Annotated in this window: 18 protein-coding genes and 2 tRNA genes; 1 reads left to right on the forward strand and 19 read right to left on the reverse strand. The window is 56.8% G+C overall.

All coding sequences use genetic code 11. From position 1 onward, the window contains the following. Positions 1–196 precede the first annotated feature (196 nt). The 14 genes from QMN23_RS11825 to QMN23_RS11890 all read right to left on the reverse strand — a co-directional run bounded on the left by QMN23_RS11825 (position 197) and on the right by QMN23_RS11890 (position 12,681). On the reverse strand, positions 197–829 hold the full coding sequence (locus QMN23_RS11825) for a hypothetical protein (RefSeq protein WP_281999506.1): 633 nt from the start codon (positions 827–829) through the stop codon (positions 197–199). Continuing rightward, positions 826–1,716 carry a site-specific integrase gene (locus QMN23_RS11830; protein WP_281999507.1) on the reverse strand — a complete coding sequence of 297 codons (891 nt, stop codon included), beginning with the start codon at positions 1,714–1,716 and terminating at the stop codon, positions 826–828. Before QMN23_RS11830 ends, QMN23_RS11825 begins: the two co-directional genes overlap by 4 nt. An 11-nt stretch (positions 1,717–1,727) precedes the next feature. Further along, the gene (locus tag QMN23_RS11835) at positions 1,728–2,030 is read right to left on the reverse strand and encodes a hypothetical protein (protein ID WP_281999508.1); all 303 of its coding nucleotides are present in this window, start codon (positions 2,028–2,030) and stop codon (positions 1,728–1,730) included. 178 nt (positions 2,031–2,208) lie between these two features. Continuing rightward, complete coding sequence (locus QMN23_RS11840) at positions 2,209–2,634, reverse strand: hypothetical protein (RefSeq protein ID WP_281999509.1); 426 nt, start codon at positions 2,632–2,634, stop codon at positions 2,209–2,211. After that, positions 2,631–4,994 (reverse strand): DUF3631 domain-containing protein, encoded by a 2,364-nt coding sequence (locus tag QMN23_RS11845; RefSeq protein ID WP_281999510.1) that lies wholly within the window; start codon positions 4,992–4,994, stop codon positions 2,631–2,633. The genes QMN23_RS11840 and QMN23_RS11845 overlap by 4 nt, the downstream gene beginning before the upstream one ends. A gap of 11 nt (positions 4,995–5,005) precedes the next feature. Next, positions 5,006–5,230 (reverse strand): helix-turn-helix transcriptional regulator, encoded by a 225-nt coding sequence (locus QMN23_RS11850; RefSeq protein WP_281999511.1) that lies wholly within the window; start codon positions 5,228–5,230, stop codon positions 5,006–5,008. Between the two features lie 409 nt (positions 5,231–5,639). Next, positions 5,640–6,908, reverse strand: a complete 1,269-nt coding sequence (locus QMN23_RS11855) for a tyrosine-type recombinase/integrase (protein ID WP_281999512.1) — start codon at positions 6,906–6,908, stop codon at positions 5,640–5,642. A 180-nt stretch (positions 6,909–7,088) separates the two neighbouring features. After that, a tRNA-Met gene (locus QMN23_RS11860) sits at positions 7,089–7,165 on the reverse strand. 52 nt (positions 7,166–7,217) lie between these two features. Beyond that, positions 7,218–7,294: transfer RNA gene (locus QMN23_RS11865), tRNA-Met, on the reverse strand. Between the two features lie 52 nt (positions 7,295–7,346). Beyond that, positions 7,347–7,964, reverse strand: a complete 618-nt coding sequence (locus QMN23_RS11870; RefSeq protein WP_281999513.1) for an SPOR domain-containing protein — start codon at positions 7,962–7,964, stop codon at positions 7,347–7,349. Between the two features lie 180 nt (positions 7,965–8,144). After that, positions 8,145–9,809 (reverse strand): arginine--tRNA ligase, encoded by a 1,665-nt coding sequence (gene argS / locus QMN23_RS11875; protein ID WP_281999514.1) that lies wholly within the window; start codon positions 9,807–9,809, stop codon positions 8,145–8,147. Positions 9,810–10,031: 222 nt separating this feature from the next. Beyond that, a complete protein-coding gene (locus tag QMN23_RS11880; RefSeq protein ID WP_281999516.1) occupies positions 10,032–10,364 on the reverse strand; it encodes an FtsB family cell division protein in 333 nt (110 codons plus the stop codon). Positions 10,365–10,381: 17 nt separating this feature from the next. Further along, positions 10,382–11,317, reverse strand: a complete 936-nt coding sequence (locus QMN23_RS11885) for a UDP-glucuronic acid decarboxylase family protein (protein WP_281999517.1) — start codon at positions 11,315–11,317, stop codon at positions 10,382–10,384. Positions 11,318–11,325: 8 nt separating this feature from the next. Then, entirely contained in the window at positions 11,326–12,681 is a 1,356-nt protein-coding gene (locus tag QMN23_RS11890; RefSeq protein ID WP_281999519.1) for a UDP-glucose dehydrogenase family protein, read from the reverse strand. A 169-nt stretch (positions 12,682–12,850) separates the two neighbouring features. Between QMN23_RS11890 and QMN23_RS11895 the strand changes: the two genes are divergently transcribed. Beyond that, positions 12,851–13,417, forward strand: a complete 567-nt coding sequence (locus tag QMN23_RS11895) for a Slp family lipoprotein (RefSeq protein ID WP_281999520.1) — start codon at positions 12,851–12,853, stop codon at positions 13,415–13,417. 90 nt (positions 13,418–13,507) lie between these two features. On the opposite strand, the gene QMN23_RS11900 is transcribed toward QMN23_RS11895, so the two are convergent. From QMN23_RS11900 to mutS, 5 genes are all read right to left on the reverse strand, one after another. Then, positions 13,508–14,710, reverse strand: a complete 1,203-nt coding sequence (locus tag QMN23_RS11900; protein ID WP_281999521.1) for a cofactor-independent phosphoglycerate mutase — start codon at positions 14,708–14,710, stop codon at positions 13,508–13,510. 40 nt (positions 14,711–14,750) lie between these two features. After that, entirely contained in the window at positions 14,751–15,638 is an 888-nt protein-coding gene (xerD, locus tag QMN23_RS11905) for a site-specific tyrosine recombinase XerD (RefSeq protein ID WP_281999523.1), read from the reverse strand. A gap of 6 nt (positions 15,639–15,644) precedes the next feature. Further along, a complete protein-coding gene (gene glnD / locus QMN23_RS11910) occupies positions 15,645–18,344 on the reverse strand; it encodes a [protein-PII] uridylyltransferase (RefSeq protein ID WP_281999524.1) in 2,700 nt (899 codons plus the stop codon). A 76-nt stretch (positions 18,345–18,420) separates the two neighbouring features. Next, the gene (locus QMN23_RS11915; protein WP_281999525.1) at positions 18,421–19,830 is read right to left on the reverse strand and encodes an N-acetylmuramoyl-L-alanine amidase; all 1,410 of its coding nucleotides are present in this window, start codon (positions 19,828–19,830) and stop codon (positions 18,421–18,423) included. Positions 19,831–19,834: 4 nt separating this feature from the next. Then, positions 19,835–22,453 carry a DNA mismatch repair protein MutS gene (gene mutS, locus QMN23_RS11920; protein ID WP_281999526.1) on the reverse strand — a complete coding sequence of 873 codons (2,619 nt, stop codon included), beginning with the start codon at positions 22,451–22,453 and terminating at the stop codon, positions 19,835–19,837. Positions 22,454–22,574: the final 121 nt, after the last annotated feature.

Raw genomic sequence — 22,574 nt, forward strand, 5'->3', positions numbered from 1 at the left:
CTTCCCGATTCGCCCCCTGAATTTACAGCGTGGGACTGTTCGCCGCTGCTACCCTTTGCAACGTGTGCCGGTCTGAGTAGGACCTGAACAGATTTACCATCTAGGTCGGCTCTGTGGGCCAATCCGTGTGTCGATATGACAAAGCGTCACGGTACGCTGCATATGCGCTGAATATTACCTTTCGAGACCTCCAACGTCAATCATTTTCATCCTTTATGTCATTTTCATTCTTTAGACGCTTGATTTGTCGCTGTAATTTCACGATTGCTTTTTTGGCCTTGTCCAGCTCCTGCTCGGTGCTTTCTCCTTTACGGAGTTTTTCTTCACAGATTCGTATCTGCTCATCAGCGGTTGCTCGAGCGGCTCGGTATTCATCAATCTCCTTCCGCAGGGTATTTTGCATATACAACGTATCCTTCTCCAGACTCGCAGCACGTAACAGCTTACCCTCGGCCTCCCCGTCCCGTATAACAGCCTTGGTCATTATCTTGTCAGCTCTATCGATGGCTTCCTGAGAAGCCACGTCGATCGCGAATTTCCGTCTTGCAAATTCACCGACGACATACCCAATCCCAAATCCCAAGACAGTGCCGACCACCACATAGGGCCAAGCAGCCGGAACACCAGACCAATCGATCTTGATGCCCTTTACGACGCGATACCCGATTGTCTTGTCATTTTCCTCCCCCAGGAGAAGATAGCCGGTCTGCGGAATGGGAGCTCCTTTCCCCTTGAACCGGACAATGGCCAGATCTGGCAACACCCACCAGTTCAGCCAGCATAATAGGATAAAAAGCACCATGGCGACCATAATACGGACTATTTTCATCGCAAATATGCCTCCGTGGTTTCCTTGTCGAAGTGCCCGACTTCTTGGGCGACCGTTCCCTTGGCGTCGTCGTAGTTCATGCCGTTTCGCTGCAACTCATCCATCCGCTCCTGGGCGTAGCTGTGGCGCAGACCATGCGCCCCGTTGGAAAAGCCAAGCTCCCGCTGGCTTGCTGCCGAAAAGCTCTGGCTCCAGGCCCGCCCCCCAGCCAGGTCGTAGTGCTGCGAGTAGTTCACTCCCCGGTCAGTCACTTGCCGCGGCTCGGCAAGGCGCGTTGCCTCCAGTTTCGCCGCCAGCTCCTTCGACAGCAGGACCTCCCGCACGAGCCCCCCTTTTCCCTCCACCGTGTAGCGCTCACCATCACGGCCGGCGAAACGCTCTGCACCCCACTCCCGGTGCGTGGAGGCCTGGCGGTCGGTTGCTGGCCGGATCGTCAACAGCTCATGTGCTCTGAGGCCGGCATCGTGGGCGATCCGCGTGGACAGGCTGTTCCGCTCCGACTGGGCAGAGGCGATCCGATCCACCTGTGCGGTTGTGTAGCTCCGAGTGGAAAGATGGGTCTCCCTCTCGCTCTTCACGACTTCGAGCCGCACCCCCAGGTGCATCTGCATCGCCTGGCGGTCGAGATCGAGGGTCTTCTGTGAGACCACTGCGGCCCGGTCGGCAAGGTACTGTTGGGCAATCTCGACGGTCAGGCTGCGGAGATCGCCGAGCCGATGTTCCTGCATGTGCCCGGCAACTCCCTTGAGGGACTCTCCATATCCTCGTGCCGTGCCGACACTGTGGATCTTGCCATCATCCCGGTGGTCGTGTCGCCCCTTGCCCAAGGCAACTTTCTGAGAAACGGCGTGATCGGACTGCGCCTTTGGTGCGCGGAAGCTCGGCATGCATTCCCCCGTTACCTGTCGTTATCAGACTCAGGCGATTGCGGTTCTACTGCGACCGCCTGCGCCTCGTGCAGCTCCGGCAGCTTCTTCAGATACCGGTCGATGGAGCTGCGGTTTACCTTGCAGCGGTGGTTCACCCGCAGCCACTCGGCAAGGTCGGCGCATGACGCGCCTGCCTGTCTCATTGAGACCAGCTCCGCGCGGTACTTGTCGAGGCGGCTCTTGCGGTAGAGCTTGCGCCGTGCTTCAGCGCGGCGGGCGCGAATGCGCTCCACCTCCGCCAGCGGATCAAATGTCTCATCCCTCTTGCTCATTCGGCTGTCCTCCCTGTTTTGTCGCGCCGATCCCGGCAAAGCTGCGCTGGTGCTGTCCCCGCGCTGTGTCCGCGCATGCTGACACAGCGCGGGGACTGAGGGGGCGGTACAAGCACCGGCAGAATTTGCACATGCCGAACAATTGCAAACGCTGCCGCCGGTAATTACTATGGCCCCCTCAGTTTCCGCTCCGCGCGTCAGCGCGGACAACCAGGAACGCCAGCAAGTGCAGGCGTTCCGCGGCCAGGTACTCCGCCTCATGCCGGGACAGGCCGCCATCACATTCCATGATGGCGGTCCGCTCGGCCCATTGCGCCCAGAGGTGCTCGATATGGTGACGGTCATATGCCTCGCAATGCCGGGTGAGCAGCTCCCGCTGCAACGGCAGATTGTCGGAGGTCAGTCCGACAATCGTAGCCACCAGATCGGGGACCACTCCCCGTGTGCGTAATTCCCCGGTTTCGGTCAGCCAGGCTTCCGGTTGGGAAAGTGGTGTCACCTTACCCTGGAGTTTCTCCAGAAGTGCCGGGGGGATCTCGATGATCCGCCCGGCGGGGATGATTCCTCTGGCCGTAGGGAATGGTTCGATGACCAGCGCTCTCAAGACGGCATCTCCAGATCATCTTCGGTTAAAAATAGTACCCCCTCTCCGGGGATTTTATCCGTAACACCGTCACAGACCGCATTGGTGGCGGGTTCAGGTGTGACGGATGGCGTGACGGTTTCCGTTACGGAAAAAATCGGTAACGATTTATCCGTCACAGCTGAAGCCGCATGAATACTGACTTGTGACGGTGTTACGGGTAATTCAGGGAGGGTAGATAAATATCTGGAAAAAGCTTCTCTGAATTGCTCCAGGGTATATCCTTTGGCGGTCTCGATGCCGAGACGAATGGTATGGGAAAGAATGCCGTACTCCCGAAGCCGCTTTGCCACCTGCCGGGGCGAGATGGCCTGGCCCCGATTGAAGGTGGCCCAAGGCTTCTCATCGTCGGCGCACAGGAGCCGGATCAGCTCTGCCGTGGTGATCCGGTCCCGGTCATCTCCGAAAATCTCCCGAATGTCGGCAAGGAGTTCCGTTCCGACCGTCTGCGTTGCACTCTCGCTGCCGGACATCTTCAGCGCTGCCACGGTCCCGAGCTGCAGCCATTCATTGCCGGCTGACAGGGCAATAGCCAGGAGCGGTTCCCAGTTGTCCTGCGCCCGGTCGTTGAGGCTCTGGGGAAGCGGTGGCCGGGCTTGGCGCACCTGATCGCGGCAATCTTCGGCAAAGCGGGCCAGCTTGGACCGCAAGTCGGCAAACAAATTCGGCTCGGCATGGCGGATGCGGTCAATCTCTTCGTGGGGCATTTTGCGCCGCAGTTCCAGAATCACCGCCCGGTCCATCAGGGTATCGGCCACATGACCGATACCGGCAAGGGCCTTGGCGCCCCAGGTGTTAAACTTGGTCGGCGTGAAATTGTCGCCGACGGTGCGGATGACATAGGCGCTCTCGCGAGTATGGCCGCTGTTCAGAAGTCCCCGCAGCTCTTCATTGTCCTTCATGAAGGCGTCGGCCTCATCGATCAGGAGCGTGGGACACCAAGCGTCGATGGTGCGGTACAGCGCTGCCGGTGAGATGCTGCTCGTGGTGATGGCCCGGGCGGACAGACGGCCCAGAAGAAACAGGAGCTGCGACTTGCCGCACCGCTTCTCCGGGGCGGTGATGATCGCCAGGGGCGCAACCGGCACCACGTCAATAAACCAGGTCATGGCAGCCCACAGGGCGACGGCGTGAGCGGTCTCCTTTTCGCAGACGATGAAGCGCCGAACCGTGGCAGCAATATCGGTCAACAACTGCGCCGGGTCCACCTCATCCGGCCACGGTTCCACTTCGACAAAGGGGAGATCGTCAGCAACGGTTCCCTTGCGGGCATCCTTGACGGCGGCATCCAGGGTGGCAGGACGAACACCGAGCACCTTTGCCTCCTGTCGGCGTACCTGGTCGTATTGTAACGGAGTAAGTTTCGACAACCGCTCGATGACGGCTTCAAGCGGGAAATCGGAGGCTTCGTTTTCAGCGGATGAGGTAGGAGGGGCCGCAGCCTCGATACAGCGCTTGACCGCCTCCGGCCCTGCCAGTCGGGCCAGGTCATTGAAGTCGGAATCTGCCACAGTCCTTGTCGCAGGAAAACAGGGGACTACCAGAAGCCCGGACACCGCTTCTGCCGTTTCGATGGCTTTGGTCAAGCCGGGATTTCCTTCGGTGAGATGATCATCATCGGCGCAAATGACCAACACCGTATCCGGATATTGTTGGTGTAATACCTCTGCCACTGGCTTCAGGTTTCCGGCAGTGAAGGCGCAAACCACAGCATGACCGGTGATCTCGTGGAGTGTCGCGCCGGTAGCATAGCCTTCGGCGATCAGAATCCTGCCGGTGGGATTACCGATGAGATGGTAGCAGCCGGAGAGCGCCGTACCGCTTTTGAATCTCTTTGTCCCATCCGGCAGGATGAATTGCAGCCCGTGCAGCTCCCCGGCATGATCCCGAACCGGGATCATGAGCGAGTTCCGCAGTTGCTTGATGCCATGGGGCTTGATTCCTTTTGCCGCCAGGTAGGGGTGCTTTGCGGCAACATCCCGGCCTTTCCCCCAGAGGGTCGCCGATTTCTCCCGGCATTCCTGCCGGATTGCCTGCTCGGACGTGGCGGCCTCTTCCTGTGCCTGTTTCACCCGGAAGAGAAAAGCGGCCTGCTCTACAGGGTTCCGGTCCGACTTGGCCTGCCAGGTCCCGGAAACGCCTGAACGCCAGCAACCGAAAACACCTCCTTCTCCGTCCTCGAACAGTTTGCACCAGCCAGCCCTATTTCCTTTCCGGTCGCTGGTAGCAAACCTGACCAGTTTGCCCGGTATGATCTCGGAAGGGGAAGGGGCGCCGCCGGTGGTCTGCCGGATTGCATTGTGAAAACTCTCAATATCCACGATGCCTCACCTTATTCCGGCTGACCTTCGATCAGTGCCCTTATATCGGAAACTTTCCACGCGGTAATTTTTGGTCCTAATTTTTTGACGGGCTGCGGGTAACGGCCGGATTTGACCCCGGCCCACCAGGTGCTCTTGGATACCGGAATGATAGGGGGAATAGGGGGATCGGCCTTGGGGTCGCCGATAATGGTGGACAGCCGGACAAAGCCGGTTTCCGGTAAGGTGGTGCGCATACGATATTCCTCCATAGGTTTTAGGGTGATGATTGACGACAGTTCGACAAGGGGAAACAATCCTGTCACTGGCAGGTTCCAAAGGAATGAGTGACGCAGGATGGTTGCGGGGTCTACTGTGAGAGTGACTGGATAGTATGAAACGAGGGAATTATCTCCACAGCCGATGGCATGGCGGCTTGGCAGATAAACACGACTCGGTGGGGGCAAAAAAGGGGCGGGATGCATAGTATTGCGAAGTCTCATACGCTGGTCTCTTATCCCGCCATAACGGGCGAAATGATCCTGTATGAGACTTCATAATACTATTTCAGATGAGGTGTCAAGATAAAAACAGTAATAATTTCAACATGATACAGCCGGAAACATTTGGAAACACTTTGAACTTTTCACGTGCGGGATGCATAATTCATTTGGCTGTCCGGTCGGAAATTCTGATGACTTTTGCCCCTGTCTTCAGTCCGTCAAGGTAATCGGCCCATTGCTGCATCATCTTCTTCCGCTCGGCAAGGTGTGATGTGCGGTTGTAGGCGCGGCCCAAGGCATCGCGAACGGCATGCGCAAGTTGATGTTCAATGAAATCGGGACGTATCTGCAATACCTCGTCGATCAGGGTACGCGCCACGGCCCTGAAGCCGTGCCAGGTCATCTCCCCCTGAAATCCCATGCGGTGAATGGCAGCCGTAAGCGCCGCCTCGCTCATGGGCCGGAAATATGAACGCGCTCCGGGGAAAACATACGGACTCCTTCCGGTCAATGGTTGAATGGCCTTGAAAATTTCCATTGCCTGCCGACTCAGGGGAACACAGTGAAAATCTCCCTTACGCTTGATCTTCTCCTTTGTGGAGAGCTTCATCTTTTCAATGGGGATGTTCCACTCTGCCTTATCAAAGTCGATTTCGGACCACTCGGCATGACGCAGCTCACCTGGTCGGACAAAGACGAGGGGAGCAAGTTGCAGTGCGCACTTGACGACAAACGAACCTTTGAAGTCGTCGATTGCCCTCAGCAGTGGAGCCAATTCGTGCGGCTGTGTGAGGGCAGGGAAATGTTTTTCTATCGGCTCCCGTCTCATGATGTCTTTTGGCTTCAGCCCCTCGAAGGGATTCCGTCCTATAAACTCGGAAGCCACGCAGTAGCGAAAAATCATATTGAGGGCGACATACATCCGCCGGGCTGACTCGGGGGCGCGCTCCTCGATCCGGTGGAGTACCGGTTTTATGTCTGAAAGCTTGATTTCGCTGACAGGCATTGCGCCGAGCCAGGGAAAGATATTCTTCTCCAATCTCTCCATGGTGGTCTTTGCATGACTTTCCGCCCATCCCTCAACCTTTCCGGCGTGCCATGCGCGGGCTACCACTTCCAATGATTTTTCGTTACTGGAAATGACAGCGGCCTTCTGTGCCTTCTTGATCTCGCCGGGATCAACACCGTTGGCGAGAAGCTTCTTTGCATCCTCACGGCGTTGCCGTGCCTCGGCAAGGGAAACCTCGGGGTAAGCGCCTAACGCCATGGTCTTGCGCTTGTCACCCAATCGATAATCAAAGCGCCATAGCTTTCCGCTCGTTGGAGTCACGAGCAAGAAGAGCCCGAAGCCATCCATCAGTTTGTATTCTTTGTCTTTGGGTTTGGCGTTTCGGACCTGGGTTTCAGAGAGAGGGGCAATCCGCTTTGGCATGGGCACTTCCTCCTTTTTGGAGTCATGCGGTTTTGGAGTTTGGAGTTATGCCTCCAAGGATGACTCCAAAACTGACGGATTTCAGCATACCAGATTGGATGATATAGGACAATAGATAACAAAAAAGCCCTGATTTCTCAGGGCTTTCTGGTCTTGTCCGGACGATGCCGGACTTTATAATGGTGGCGGTGCAGGGACTTGAACCCCGGACACTACGGATATGAGCCGTATGCTCTAACCAGCTGAGCTACACCGCCGTTTCTGAACTATTAAAAAGCCTCCCTGGTTCCCCAAAGAGGCGTCGTATGTTGGTTGCGGGGAGAGGATTTGAACCTCTGACCTTCGGGTTATGAGCCCGACGAGCTACCAGACTGCTCCACCCCGCGTCAAAGAGATCCCATTAGTATCATAGCAATCAGAGCATGTCAAACTTTTTTTCTATTTAATTTCTCCCGGGATGACGATTGCCCCTTTGCCGAGCACCGTAGCGAGACTCGATGCCGTGCCCTGGTCCATCGTCTTGCCGACCCGAACCCGGAACCACGTCCCTTTTCCGCTGATCTCGGTTTCGACGATATAGGCGGCGTATCCCCTGCCGACAAGGGACTTCCGAATCTCTTCCGCCTCTTTGCGGTCTTTGGACGATGCAACCTGAACGGAGAAGGTACTGCCGGGAGAAGATTTCCGCTGGAGATTTTCTCGACCGGTGTCGGATTTTTCCGCAGACCTGGCGCCTTCACCTTCTACCGGCCGCTGGCTTTCGTTTTTGCGTACATCCCCTGCCCCCCCCTTATCCGCAGCTGATGGAACAGGAGCGGGAGCCGGCGAAGCAGCTTTGCCGGGAGCCCCGCTTCGGGGGACCTCGCTTTTACTGGCATTGATCCCGGTGCCGAGGATCGCTTTCCCCCCCTTGGGCAAGGTCTCGTAAAAGGTTAACGGCGGCTCGCCGGTAAGGGGAGAATTCTTCTGTTCTGCCGGGCCACCCGTTGTTTGTGGCGAAGCGGCTTTCTGCGCCGCTGGATCGACAGGTTTCGCCCCTGCCGGCTGGCCGGCCATCTGAACATCCTGAGGACGGTTTGCATGAAAGATGAAACGATCCACTAAAACGCCGGCGCCAAACGAACAGATTGCAACAACAACAACCGCACTGAGCATCAAGCCTACCGGCTTTGATTTCGGTTTGTTTTTGTTAACCGGCTTTCGTTCACGATAATCGATTACCATGCTTTCCGCTCGCTACATCTTTTCCGGTGCCGCAATTCCGAGCACCGTAAGGCCGTTATGCAGCGTCTGGGCCACACATTTCAAAAGAAAGAGCCGTGCCGCGGTCAGATCCGCATCTTCAGTGATAACCCGGTTCTTGTTGTAGAAGGAGTGGAACGATCCGGCCAGTTCCTGAAGGTAATAGGTGATCCGGTGCGGTTCGAAATTGAGGGCGCTTCCTTCGACCACCTCGGGGTAGGAGGCCAGGGTCTTGACAAGATCAAGCTCTTCCTTTGTCCCGAGCCGCTCAGTCTTGGCAGTGGCATACGTCGGCACGGTAAAGCCCTTCTCGATGGCATTGTCGAAGATGCTGCAGATCCGCGCATGGGCGTACTGGACATAATATACCGGATTATCGCTGCTGTGCTTTTTGGCCAATTCGAGGTCGAAATCGAGCTGACTGTCGGAGCGGCGCATCAGGAAAAAGAAGCGGGCGGCATCGCGGCCGACTTCGTCGACGACTTCTTTGAGGGTAACGAATTCGCCGCTACGAGTCGACATGGCGACCGGTACGCCGTCGCGCAACAGGGCAACGAGTTGCACCAAAACAATTTTCAAGTCGTCGGCGCTCCGGCCGAGGCCCTGAACCACCCCCTTCAGACGGGGGACATACCCGTGGTGATCCGCCCCCCAGACATCGACTACCCAGTCGAAACCGCGCTCGTACTTTTCCCGGTGGTAGGCAATATCCGACGCAAAATAAGTCGTGACGCCATTGCTCCTCACTACCACCCGATCCTTGTCGTCCCCGAAATCGGTCGTCTTGAACCAGAGCGCCTCATCCTGTTCGTAAATCATGCCGCTTTCCTGCAGCGCCGTAATCGCCCCCGTCACCTTGTTCCGGTCGAAAAGCGACTGCTCCGAATACCAGGTATCGAACACAACCCCAAAATCACGCAGATCCTGATCAATGCCCTTGAGGATAATGTCGCCGCCAACCTTGGCGAAATAACGAATCGACTCATCTTCGGGAAGAGCCAGATACTTGTCGCCATGCTTGGTGAGCAGGTCGCGGGCAATTCCCCGGATGTAGTCCCCCTGATAACAGTCCTGCGGGAAATCAACCGCCTCGCCAAGCAATTCGCGATAGCGCAGGAAAATCGACCGGCCAAGAGTGTTCATCTGGTTGCCGGCATCATTAATGTAATACTCCCGCTGCACCGCGAAACCGGCAGCGCCAAGAATGGAAGCAATCGCATCGCCGGTAGCCGCACCTCGGCCATGGCCGATGTGGAGCGGCCCGGTCGGGTTCGCGCTCACGAACTCGACCTGAACCCGCTTCCCTGCCCCGACTGAACTTTTTCCATAATCGTTACCGGCAGTCTCGATCTGCCCAAGACAACCGCACCAGGCGCTATTGGTCAACCGGATATTAATGAACCCCGGGCCGGCCACCTCGATACTGCCGACCAGACCTGCCGGGTCTGCAAGATGCTTGATGATCGCGTCGGCAACGACGCGGGGAGCCTTCTTCTCGGCTTTGGCAAGCACCATGGCGATATTGCAGGCAAAATCCCCATGTTCCGGATTGCCGGGTTGTTCGATCACGATTGCCGGCATCTGACCCGAGCCGAGCGAGCCATCGGCAAAACAGCTTTGCAAACTCTCCGCAATCAACTGACGTACTTTATCGCGCATTGATCCTTCAAGCGGATTCATTCTTCCCCTCACTTTCATCATCCAGATCCTTGACGGAAATATCCCGCGTATAATCGGGACACCGAGCACCGCCATCGGTTACACAGAATTTCTTCGCGCAGGTTGCGCGCCAGGCGCAGACGGCGCAGGATTGTCTCGTTGACCGGTTCATCGTGGTATCTCCTGCTTGACTAAAACCGGGAGCATGCCTCCCGGCATTACCTATTTTTTCCCTGCCGCCGTCGAAACCGGCCGCTGCGTCGTCACCTGGCCGGGTTTGTCCGCAGCCGGGAATTGATAGACTATTTCGTTGGGCCTCACCAAGCCGAAATCTTTCCGGGCAATACTTTCCAAATAGCGCTTATCGGTTTTGAGCGCTTCGATCTCCCTTTTCAGGTTCTCGTTCTGCTGACGGGTCTCATCGACATGCTGCAACATCTGTTCTTTTTCCTGGCTAAGATGGTAGATGCGCAACAATCCCCGCTCACCGAACACGGTAAAGTAGAGAATGAACAGAATACAACCGGCGGGGATCAGATACATCCGCTTCCGCATGCGTCCTCCAAGGCAGCCTAAAGAGCCGATCCGAGGGTGGCAAAGTATTCAATCGTTCGCTGGAGCCCGACGGTCAACGGCACAGCCGGTTCCCAGCCAAGCAGATGTCGGGCCAGAGAAATGTCCGGCTGCCGCTGTTTCGGATCGTCCGCCGGCAGGGGCGCATAGACTATCCTGGACTGCGATCCGGTAAGTGAAACAATCTGCCGGGCAAATTCCAGGATGGAATTTTCTGCTGGGTTACCAAGATTGACCGGACCGGGGCCTTCATCGCACTCCATCATCCGAACCAGGCCGTCAACCAGATCGTCGACGTAACAAAATGAGCGGGTCTGGCTGCCATCGCCGAAAACTGTAATATCCTCACCGCGCAACGCCTGGACGATAAAATTGGAAACCACCCGTCCGTCGTTGACTGCCATCCGCGGCCCGTACGTATTGAAGATCCTGACGATGCGAACATCGACGCCGTTCTGCCGATGATAGTCCATCATCAGGGTTTCGGCAACCCGCTTCCCCTCGTCGTAACAGCTCCGGATACCGATCGGGTTAACATGCCCCCAGTATGATTCGGGCTGCGGGTGAACCTCCGGATCGCCATAGACTTCCGAAGTCGACGCCTGGAGGATCCGGGCCTTGACCCGTTTCGCCAAGCCAAGCATGTTGATGGCACCCATGACGTTCGTCTTGATCGTTTTGACCGGATTGTACTGATAGTGGACCGGAGAAGCCGGACAGGCAAGGTTGTAGATCCGGTCCACTTCCAGCAGGATCGGCTCGGTGATATCGTGACGGATCAGCTCGAAACGTGACCCACCAAGGAAGGAAGCGACATTAGTCTTGCAGCCGGTAAAAAAATTATCCAGACAGAGGACATCGTGGCCATCTTTCAGCAGCCGTTCACAGAGATGGGAGCCGATAAAGCCGGCACCGCCGGTCACCAGGATTCTCACGGACGCTCCTATTTCTCGACAGATCCGGTCGGGGTTCTCCCGAGCGAGAAATATTCGAAGCCAATCTCTTGCATCCGGGCGGGCTTGTATAGATTCCGCCCGTCAAAGATCACCGGCTGGCGGAGAAGAGCGCGAATCCGCTCGAAATCCGGATTACGGTATTCGTTCCACTCGGTAATGATCGCCAGCGCATCGGCCTCGGCAAGGATATCGTACTGATTGCTGCTCGAATAGGTAATCCGGTCGCCGAAAAATTTCCGGGCCTCCCTGACTGCTTCCGGATCATGAGCCCGGACGGTGGCACCCAGCTCAAGCAGCCGTTCAATAATGACAATCGACGGCGCTTCTCGCATGTCGTCGGTACGAGGTTTGAACGAAAGGCCCCAGACAGCGATGGTTTTCCCGGCCAATGGCCGGCTTGCACCGTTGTTGCCGAAGTAGCCGAGGATTTTTTCGGGGAGGAGCCGCTTCTGCCGCTCATTTACCTGTTCCACCGACTTGAGAAGCAGAAAATCGTAGCCGCACTCCTCCGCCGTCTTGATCAGGGCTTTCACGTCCTTGGGGAAGCAGGAGCCGCCATAACCAACCCCCGGAAACAGGAAGTCGTAGCCAATCCGGGAGTCGGAGCCGATCCCTTCACGGACAGCAGAAACGTCGGCATTCATCAGTTCGCAAAGGTTGGCGATCTGGTTCATGAAGGAAATCCGCGTTGCAAGCATCGCGTTCGCCGCGTACTTGGTCATCTCAGCGCTCCGGATGTCCATCACGATCAGTCGGTTGGTCTTGCGCATAAAAGGCGAATACAGTTCCTTCATGATTTCGGCGGTCCGAACGTTGTCCGCACCGATCACCACCCGATCCGGCTTCATGAAGTCGTCAATCGCCGCCCCCTCTTTGAGGAACTCGGGATTGGAAACCACGTCGAACTCCAGAGAAACGCCGCGCCGGTCAAGCTCGCCCTGCACGGCCTGCCGCACCTTGTCCGCGGTACCGACCGGCACCGTTGACTTATCGACAATAATCTTGAATCCTTCCATATGACGCCCGATTTCCCGGGCGACACCAAGGACATGCTTAAGATCGGCCGAACCATCCTCTCCCGGCGGCGTGCCGACCGCGATGAAACTGATCAGCGATTCCTTGACCGCCGCTGCCAGATCGGTAGTAAAAGACAGACGGCCCTCGGCACTGTTACGATGCACCAGTTCCTTCAGCCCCGGCTCATAGATCGGGATCACCCCGTTACGCAGCCCTTCTATTTTCGCTTCGTCCACATCGACGCAGATGACATTGTTGCCACTTTCGGCAAAACAGGTGCCAGCAACAAGCCCGACATACCCCGTACCGATGACACAGATTCTCATTATCTCCTCCTGCCAATGACCAATCGGATTTTTATAGCATGGAAGGAACCGTCAATTCCAGACTTTTTCCGAACCGGAAATACGGTGGGACTGAACCGACGACCGCCGGCAAATTGATATCTTCCGGAGAAATCGTATACTAGAGACAGCTGTCTGAGAGGAGGTTCCCATGAAAACTGTTCTCGCCGTTATGCTGCTGGGCGTGGCATTCTTCGCCGGATGCGCGACGCCGGTCATCAGTGAAAAGACCCGCAGCCTCGTCGATAGCCGGCTAACATTCGCCCAGCTGAAGCAAAATCCCGAGGCGTTTGTCGGCAAATACGTGATGCTCGGCGGCGTCATTGCCGGGGTCAAGAACACCAAGGAAGGCAGCCAGCTGGAAATAATGCAGGTCAAACTGGACGATTCCGGCATGCCAGAGGATGTGTTTCACACCGAGGGACGTTTCCTCGCGCTGTCGCACGACTTTCTCGACGGGATGATTTACAAGCCGGGACGGTTGGTGACGCTTGTCGGCGAAGTGAATGGCAAAAGGGTTCAGCCCCTCGACGAAGTCGACTATACCTACCCGGTACTGGTGATCAAGGAGATTCACATCTGGAAACGTTACGAAAACGAAAGCGGCTATCCCTACCCGGTCCCAGGCCCCTACTACAATTACGATCCCTATTATTACGGTTACTGGCCGGGACCATACTGGTACCGGCCACTCGGTCCCATTTACCGTCGATGGTAACAACACCCAGCCACCGCAAACCAGTTCCCATTCGGTCGCTGCCGATGAGAACGAACCAAAAGGGGCGTCCAATGACGCCCCTTTTTTTATTTACCGGCCCAGCAGGATATCCATCAGGCGGAACCCTTCATCGATGACAACTCCCGTTGCCTTCGCCGATTCCTCGTCGTAGCCGGCAACACTACTCTCTGTTCCCGGTGCTTCTCCACCATAGACGATGAATGGCACGGGAGCGGCTGTATGGGTTTTTAGCCGCAATGGCGTCGGATGGTCGGGAGTGCAAAGGATTCGGTAGGCGGGAAACCGTTTGATCCCCTCAAGGATCGGGCCGACGACGCGGGCGTCAAAATCTTCGATTGCCTGGAGCTTGTGATCAAGATTGCCGGAATGGGACGCCTCATCGGGCGCCTCGATATGCAGATAGACAAAATCATGCGTCTCCAGGGCAGCCAGGGCGGCTGCGACTTTCCCCTCATAGTTGGTATCGAGATAGCCAGTGGCCCCCTCGACCTTGATCACGTCCAGGCCGGCGCAAACCCCGATTCCATTGATCAGGTCGACAGCAGAGATCACCGCGCCGCTGAGTCCGAACCGGCTGTTGAACAACTCCATTTTCGGTGCCTTGCCATGTCCCCAGAGCCAGATGGAATTGGCAGGGACTTTATTGGCGTCGAGCCGCTGCCGGTACTGGGGATGATTATTGAGCACCAGCTGCGACGCATTCATCAGGTAAATCAACCGATCGGCGCCGTCGCCCCGAGGAAGGTACTCCAGGATGCTCTGCCCGGAGATATCGTGGGGAGGGGTTGCCACGATCTCACTCTTGCCGTTGCGCCAGACCAGCAGGTGACGATAACCGACCCCCGGGTAGAACTGGAATTCCTGGTCCCCCAGCTCCCGTTGCAGCGCCTCGATCAGTTCCCTCCCTTCCTCAGTAGAGATGTGGCCGGCGGAATAGTCGTTCATGATCAAGGTCCCGCGGGCCGGCTCAAGATTGACCAAGTTAACGCGGAAGGCAACATCGTTCGGGCTGAGCTCGACCCCCATGCTGGCAGCCTCGAGAGGCGAACGCCCCGTGTAACAGCTGCGGGGATCGTAACCGAACACCGACAGATTGGCGACGTCACTCCCCGGCGGCAACCCCTTCGGAACGGTCCTGGCAAGCCCAAGCTTGCCGCTTCTGGCCATCAGATCCATATGGGGAGTTTTCGCTGCCTGCAACGGGGTCCTATTATCGAGTACTTTCAGTTTTTCATCAGACATGCCGTCGCCAAGCAAAACAATGTACTTCATCGATCAGATCCTTTCATGGCAATTTCGGTAGCTATCCCAATCAGCCGCGCGGATGGAATTCTTCGTGAATTCTCTTCAACCGTTCACGGGTTACATGGGTATAAATCTGGGTCGTCGAAAGATCGGCATGGCCAAGCATTGCCTGGACACTGCGCAAATCGGCGCCGTTTTCGAGCAGATGGGTGGCAAATGAATGTCTGAGCGTATGCGGCGAGATGTTTTTGCCGATCTTCGCTTCGCCGGCTCGTTTTTTGATAATGTTCCAAAACGCCTGCCGCGACATCCGGTCGCCAAGCCTAGTCAGGAAGAGGTACCGGTTATCGCCCTGCCGATCCATTGTCGGCCGCCCAGCCGCCAGATAACGCTCCAAGGCGGCGCAAGCCGATTCGCCCATCGGGACCAGCCGCTCCTTCCCCCCCTTGCCGAAAGTCAGCAGATAACCGGCGCTGATGTTGACATCCCGAACCGTCAAGCCGACCAGTTCCGAAACCCGCAACCCCGTAGCGTAAAGAAGTTCCAGCATCGCCCGGTCGCGGAGCGCGGCGGGACCGTCGCCAGCCGGCGCCGCCAGGAGCAGTTCCACTTCCCGACCGATAAGGACCTGGGGGAGCCGGCGCAAGGTTTTGGGGGCCTCGATCAGACCGGTCGGATTGCCCGTGGCATATCCCTCGATCATCAGAAACTTGTGGAACATCCTGACGGCGGAGAGCGCCCGGGCACGACTGCGAGCCCCAAGGCCATCCCCTTTCAGCTGCGCCAAAAAATCGGCGATATCGGGCGGACGTATCGCATCCGGTTCGCCAACGCCCCGTTTATGGAGAAACGCCAGGTACTTAACGATATCACGGCTGTAAGATTCCAGCGAATTGCGCGCCAGCCCTTTCTCCACCAGCAGATAGCTCAGGAAGAGATCGAGATAGTGGTCCACAACCTATCACTCGACTGCGGCGAGCAGCCGCGTCCGGATCTCGTCCAGCCGATCGGCACTGGAAATCTTGTGGCCGAAAATATCCTTAACATAGAAGACATCGGCAACCTGGTCAACCTTCGTCGAAATCTTGGACACGCCAATATAAAGCCCTAATTCGGTGAGGGTGCTGGTGATCCGGTAAAGCAGGCCGATCGTGTCGTGGGTATAAATATCAATGACCGTGTAATCCGACGAAACATCGTTGTCGATCTCGACCCGGGGAGCAAAGCGAGGTTTGGGTCGGTCGGCGAGGAGACTCGGCCGTTGCCGTTTGGCGACCAGCGCCGCAACTTGCTGCTTGCCGCTCAGCACCTGCCGCAGGTCATCTTCGACCCGTTTCCAGCGGCTCTCGTCGGTGATAACGAATCCCTGGGGCGAATTGACCTGGAGAATGTCGAGCGCCTTACCATTGGCGCTTGTATGAATCTGGGCCCCGAGGATGTTGATGCCGTTGGCCGCCATGACACCGGTGATCATGGAGAAGAGCCCGGGGATGTCGTACGTACAGATGGTATAGGTGGAGTACCCCCCGTCCGGCTCATGGCCAACCCGGACGATAATACTGTCTTGATTGAGTGCCAACAAAATCTTTACATGCTCGGCAATCACCTCGGGAGTATTCGAGAGGAGATGCCGCAGAGTCATGGCCTTCAGTTCGTCTTTGACCGCAGCAGCCGGATACTCTTCGCCGAGGGTCGCCAGCACCTTGCGTTTGACACCCTTCACGCGCTCGCTGCGGGCCTCCAGCTTGAAATCCCCCCGTTCCAGAACGTTGAAAGCCTTCTCGTACAATTCCTGTAGCAGCATAGCCTTCCACTCGGTCCAGACATCGGTACCAACCGCCCTAATGTCGGCATAAGTCAGCAAATAGAGCATTTTCAGGTTTTCGCTCTTCTCCATCTGCCGGGCAAACTGAATGATCATCTTTTCGTCATGAAGGTCACGCCGCTGGGCAATATGGGCAAACAGCAGGTGATGGCGCACCAGAAATTCGAGCCGTTCACTGTCCTCTTTCGACAGCCCCATCCGCCGGGCAATGGTCGGAATCATATCCGCCCCCTTTTCGGCGTGCCCCCCGCCCTCGCCTTTGCCGATATCGTGGAACAGTACCGCCAAGAGCAGCAATTCACGTTTATCGACTTCCCGCCCCAGTTTGGTCAGCAGTGGAAGGTCCTTGGCATACTCTCCCTTGAGCAGCTTGACGATCTCTTCCACGGCAAACAGGGAGTGGATATCGACCGTATAAATGTGATAGAGGTCGTGCTGGACTTTGCAATAGATATGGTCGAATTCGGGAATAAACCGGTTAAGGAACTCCAGATGGTGCATCAGTCTGAGAGTGCCGGCCACATCCTTGTCGGAGCGGAGAATGGCGAAGAACGACTGGTTCACCTCGCGGCTGCGGCGGAACTTGTCGTTCACCAGGTTGAGACTGCGCCGGACGAGCGCCTTGACGCTCAGGCTGAGTGCCACTCCGTGTTTCTGGGCATACTCGAAGATTCTCATCAGCCGTGCCGGCTCTTGCTCAATGACCGATTCGTCAGGAATTGCCAGTTCGCCGCGAATAATGTAGAACCCGTCGCCGATCGGCCGGCGGATAAAATAACCGAGGATTTTAAACGCACCGTCGTCCTTGCGGGCGCAACTCGAAATCAGCGAGGAGGAGATATGCTCGACCTTCGTGGCATGGAGGTAATAATCGCGCATGAATTCTTCGACTGCCAGACTCTTGCCGACATCTGAATATCCGAAAAATTTGGCGAGCTTCCCCTGGGCATCGAATGTCAGCTGGTCATTCTTCCGGCCGGCCAGATAATGCAGTTCGTTTCTGACCCGCCACAGATACGACAAGGCGTCATTGTAACTGGCCAACTCCTCCTCGGTCAGCACTCCCTTGATAACCAGCTCCTTGGCGCTATGGACCTTATACTTGATCTTCGCCACCCAGAGGGCGGTATGCAGGTCCCGTAGCCCCCCTTCGCTTTCCTTGATGTTCGGCTCCAGCAAATAGACCGAAGAGCCGAATTTCTCACGACGCTTCTTCAGCTCCGAAACCTTCTCCTTAATGAAAGAATCGCTGCGCCGGGCCAGAATCTGGGTCAGCATCACCTTGCCAAAGTCCTTGAAGAGAAAGCGACTCCCGCTCAGGACCCGGGCATCGAGCAGCGCCGTTCGCACCGTCAGGTCCGTGGCTGCCATCTCGATGCAGTCCTGAAGCGTCCTGACCGAATATCCCACGTCGAGACGCATATCCCAGAGGAAATAGAGGAGCTTCTGGGCAATATCCTCAACCCGGCCGGCATCCTTGCCGTTATGGAGAAACATCAAGTCGATATCGGAAAAGGGATTCAGCTCCCCGCGCCCATAGCCACCGATGGCCATGAGCGTCAGGTGCTCGCGGCCACGCCCCGGCTGGGCGAGATCGCGGGTTATGCTCCGGAACAACTTCCGGATCAGGGTATCGGTCATGGCGGTAATATCACGGACCACTACCAAGCCACTGGCTCCCGAGCGATGCTTACGCTTGATCTCCTCCCGATAGTGGTTGAGGAAGTGCTTGCAGGCTGCCAGGTAAAGCGGCCGTTTCTCTTCGAAGGACGCGCGGCCGGCATCGCCCGCTTCCTGCGACGTGTCGGGAAAATAACGATCGATATCGAATTCCATAAGACCTCAATTATATCGAAACGAGAAGATCAAGGGACAACGCCCCGCACCGGAAGCATTGCCGTTATTCGAAAAGCTACTTGTTCCTGTCGAGAGACTGGATGTACCCCCTGATCCCTTCGACAATCCCTTCAGCGGTTTTTTCCTGGAAAGCAGGATCCTTGAGCCGGGCTTCCTCGGCTTCATTGCTGATGAAGGCCGACTCGACCAGAATGCTCGGCATGGTGGCACCGACCAGAACGTAAAAAGGCCCCTGCTTTACCCCGAGGTTCTTGACTCCTGAATAGGAGCCGTGCATTTTTTTGTTCAGAGCCCGCTGGACCTCGTCGGCGAGATGGGCTGAATCGTTAAGCTTGTAATTCGCCATCAGGTCGAAAAGAATCGCCTGAAGCAGACTTACTTTTTCCAGCGACGTATTGTTTTCCCGCGCCGCTACCTGGGCAGCCTTCTCCGTCTTGGCCAGATTGAGGTAATACGTCTCGATGCCCGACGCCGCGCGATTGAGCGACGCGTTGGCATGCACCGAAACGAACAGGTCGGCGTTCACTTTATTGGCAATGGCGGTTCGCTCTTCAAGGGGAATGAACACGTCGGTGGAACGGGTCATCACAACATCAAGGCCGAGTTCGTCGCGAAGCTTTTCCGCCAGTTTCAGGCCAATGGCCAGCACCACATCCTTTTCCTTGGTACCGCCAGCGCCGATTGCCCCGGGGTCGTGGCCGCCATGCCCCGGATCGACAACCACCCGCCTGATTTTGCCCGGCTTGAACGGCGCGGCGGGTTTTTCCTGACTTGGCTTGGACTTGATTTCCGGCGCTACCGGTTCCGGGAGACGCTGCGGTGCCGGCTGCAGCACGGGGGTCAGTTTCGTCAACTCAAGCGGACGTTCCCCCTTGACGTCGACAATGATCCGGAAAGGGTCGGACAAGGCAAAGACCTTGTAGTCCTTGATATGTTCAACATCCAGCACCACCCGGACAATATCCGCCTTGAACTGACCGACCCTGGCGGTTTTGAGAAAACCGTCACCGATCGGCAGGTCATGCACGCCAGCGCCGAGACGACTTCCTTCCAGGTCGATGTAAATGCGCGAGGGATAGGCATCGTCACGGTGCTGCTTGATCTGGTTGGCGGCAAACCGGACTTCCCGGTCGACGGTAATTGCCACCCTGCTGTAATCCGGATTCGACCAAGACCGGATCTCGGTAACTGTTCCGAGAACTGAATGAGCTGCGGCACTTTCACGCTCCGCTACCGAACTGTCCGACTGAGCTGCGACGCGGTGTGCCTCTTTGCCGTCAGCAGCTGATTTTGCCTGTTTTTTTCCAGCCCGCGTACTCGCTTTACCACTCTTCTTCACCGCAATTTTATGGTGTTTACCGGCCGTAGTGCCCTCTTCCTTCTCCTTTGCCGAAACAGGATGCGAAAGCAAGAGTGCCGCCACCAACAGAATCACCGCTACTATGAGATGCCGACCGTACTTCATCACTTCAGACCATCCTTTTGAGTTCATCAAGAATGTTCAGTGCTTCAAGGGGTGTCAGTGCTGCAATATTCAAACCAGCAATCCGGCTCCGGAGGAGGTCATCGCCCCGCTCGAACAGCGACAGCTGGGCCGAGGGAGGCGGAGGGCTCCCCTTCTTGCCGCGGGCAATCCGCGGCACACCTTCCTCGGCATACTCACCCTTTTCGAGATTGCGCAGGATCTCCTTCGCCCGCTCGATTACTTCAACCGGCAGGCCAGCAAGCCGCGCGACCTGAATACCGTACGAATGGGATGCTCCTCCCTCGACGATCTTGCGCAGGAAGATCACTTGGTCATTCCACTCTTTTACGGCCACATTGTAATTCTTGATCCGGTTACGGGTTACGGCGAGTTCGGTCAATTCATGGTAATGGGTCGCAAAGAGCGTCTTGGCGGCACATCGCTCGGTATCGTGCAGGTACTCGGCAACGGCCCAGGCAATCGAAACACCGTCAAAGGTCGAGGTGCCGCGACCGATTTCGTCCAGTACCACCAAGCTGCGAGGGGTCGCATTGCGGAGAATGGCGGCAGTCTCCATCATTTCCACCATGAATGTCGATTGACCCCGCGCCAGGTTGTCGGAAGCGCCCACCCGGGTGAAGATCCGGTCAACCACACCGATATGTGCCGCCGTTGCCGGGACGAAGCAGCCCATCTGCGCCATCAGCACGATCAGCGCCACCTGGCGCATATAAGTGGATTTACCGGCCATGTTCGGGCCAGTAATCATGACAATCTGGTTGTCGGCACTATCCAGCAACAGATCATTGGCAACGAAACGCTCCGAAGCGTTGAGTGCCTCAACCACCGGATGTCGGCCCTCATTAATTGTAATCAGCTCGCCGTTATCGATCTCCGGCCGACAATAGCGCCGTTCGTGGGAAACATCCGCCAGCGCCGCCAGCACGTCGAGAGTGGCAAGCCGGTCAGCAGTGCGGGAAATTCGCTCCCCCTGGACGGCCACCCGCTGGCGGATCTCCTGAAACAATGAGTATTCCAGCTCGACTATCCGTTCCTCGGCGCCCAGAACCTTCTCTTCGTACTCCTTGAGCTCGGGGGTGATGAAGCGTTCGGCATTGGCCAAGGTCTGCCGGCGGTGGTAATCCTCGGGGATTGCCGCCAAATTGGTCTTCGTCACCTCGATGTAATAACCGAAAACCTTGTTGTAGCGGATCTTGAGCGATGAGATACCGGTCCGGGCCCGCTCCTTTGCTTCCAGACGGGCGATGAAGCCTTTTCCCTCCCGGCTGATGGCGCGAAGCTCGTCAAGCTCCGCATGGTACCCTTCGGCAATAATGCCCCCCTCGCGGAGGATAAACGGCGGGTCGGCGACAATGCCGGATCGAATCAGTTCAGCCACCTCGGTCAGCGGGTCGATTTCACAATGCAGCTGCCGGAGCAGCTCCGCCTCCGTTGTGGCAAGCAGCTCCAGTAACGAAGGGATTTTCTCAAGCGAAGTCCGCAATGCGACCAGATCTTTCGCATTGGCGCTAGCCAAGCTGATCCGGCCATTCAGCCGCTCCAGATCGTACACCCCATCGAGCTGTTCCCGGAACTCCCTTCGCAAATCGCTTCCTGCTACCAGTTCGGCAATCGCCTCAAGTCGTTCACTTATTTTTTCATTAGATAATAACGGATAATTAATCCACTGCTTAAGCTTTCTCCCCCCCATAGCGGTGACAGTACGATCGAGCAACCCGAGAAGGGAGCCACGGCGTTTGCCATCGGCTAGGGTTGCGGTTAACTCCAGGTTGCGCCGGGTCGCTTCATCGAGCAGCAGATACTCCTGGGTCTGGTAGACCTGCAATTCGCGAATATGGTCGACCCGCCCTTTCTGAGTCTTCAGCAGATAATGAAGAATTGCCGCAACCGCCCGCACGCCATTGCTCCACCCGTCACAGCCGAGCGCTGCGGAGCTGGCAACGCCGAAATGCCCGCAGACGGTACGTTCCGCATACTCGGCATCATAGACCCAGTCGTCGATGCAGGTGATCATTCTGCCGGCGGTCAGATCGGTGCGAGCCCGGCCAATGCCGTTATCGCGGGAAGCGGTCGGCACCAGGATCTCCCGGGGGTTGACGCAGGCAATCTCTCCCCATGCCCCCTCCTCCCCGTCCACCTCGGTAGCCCGAAAATCACCGGTGGAGAGATCGAGATAGGCGACTCCCCAGCGGGGACCGTCTTCACCGTAAACCGCCAGTAGATAGTTATTGTCCTTGGGCGAGAGGCTTTCCGCCTCGACAACCAGCCCCGGCGTTACCACCTTAACCACCTCACGCCGGACGATCCCTTTGCAGCTCTTCGGGTCCTCGACCTGTTCGCAGATGGCGACCTTTTCTCCAGCCTCGATCAACCGGGCAATGTAAGGCGTTGCAGAATGGAAGGGAACCCCGCAGAGCGGTACATCGGCACCGTCGGTTCCCTTGTTGCGGGAGGTGAGCGTAATATCGAGGATACGCGACGCCTTGACGGCGTCGTCGAGAAACATCTCGTAGAAGTCACCCAGGCGGAAAAACAGGATCGCGTCAGGATAATCAGCCTTGATCTCCAGATACTGACGCATCATCGGCGTAAGTTCAGACATGGAAAAACCCTTGCAGCACGTTGATTCAGCGAGGTATCGTAACAGAAAAAAACGCGGAATGTAATCCCCAAACCGGCAAATTACTAACAGAAAAAAAGAAAGGCGATAATAAAAAAGCCGA

Origin of the sequence: Geotalea uraniireducens (assembly GCF_027943965.1) — a bacterium.
Lineage (GTDB): Bacteria > Desulfobacterota > Desulfuromonadia > Geobacterales > Geobacteraceae > Geobacter > Geobacter uraniireducens.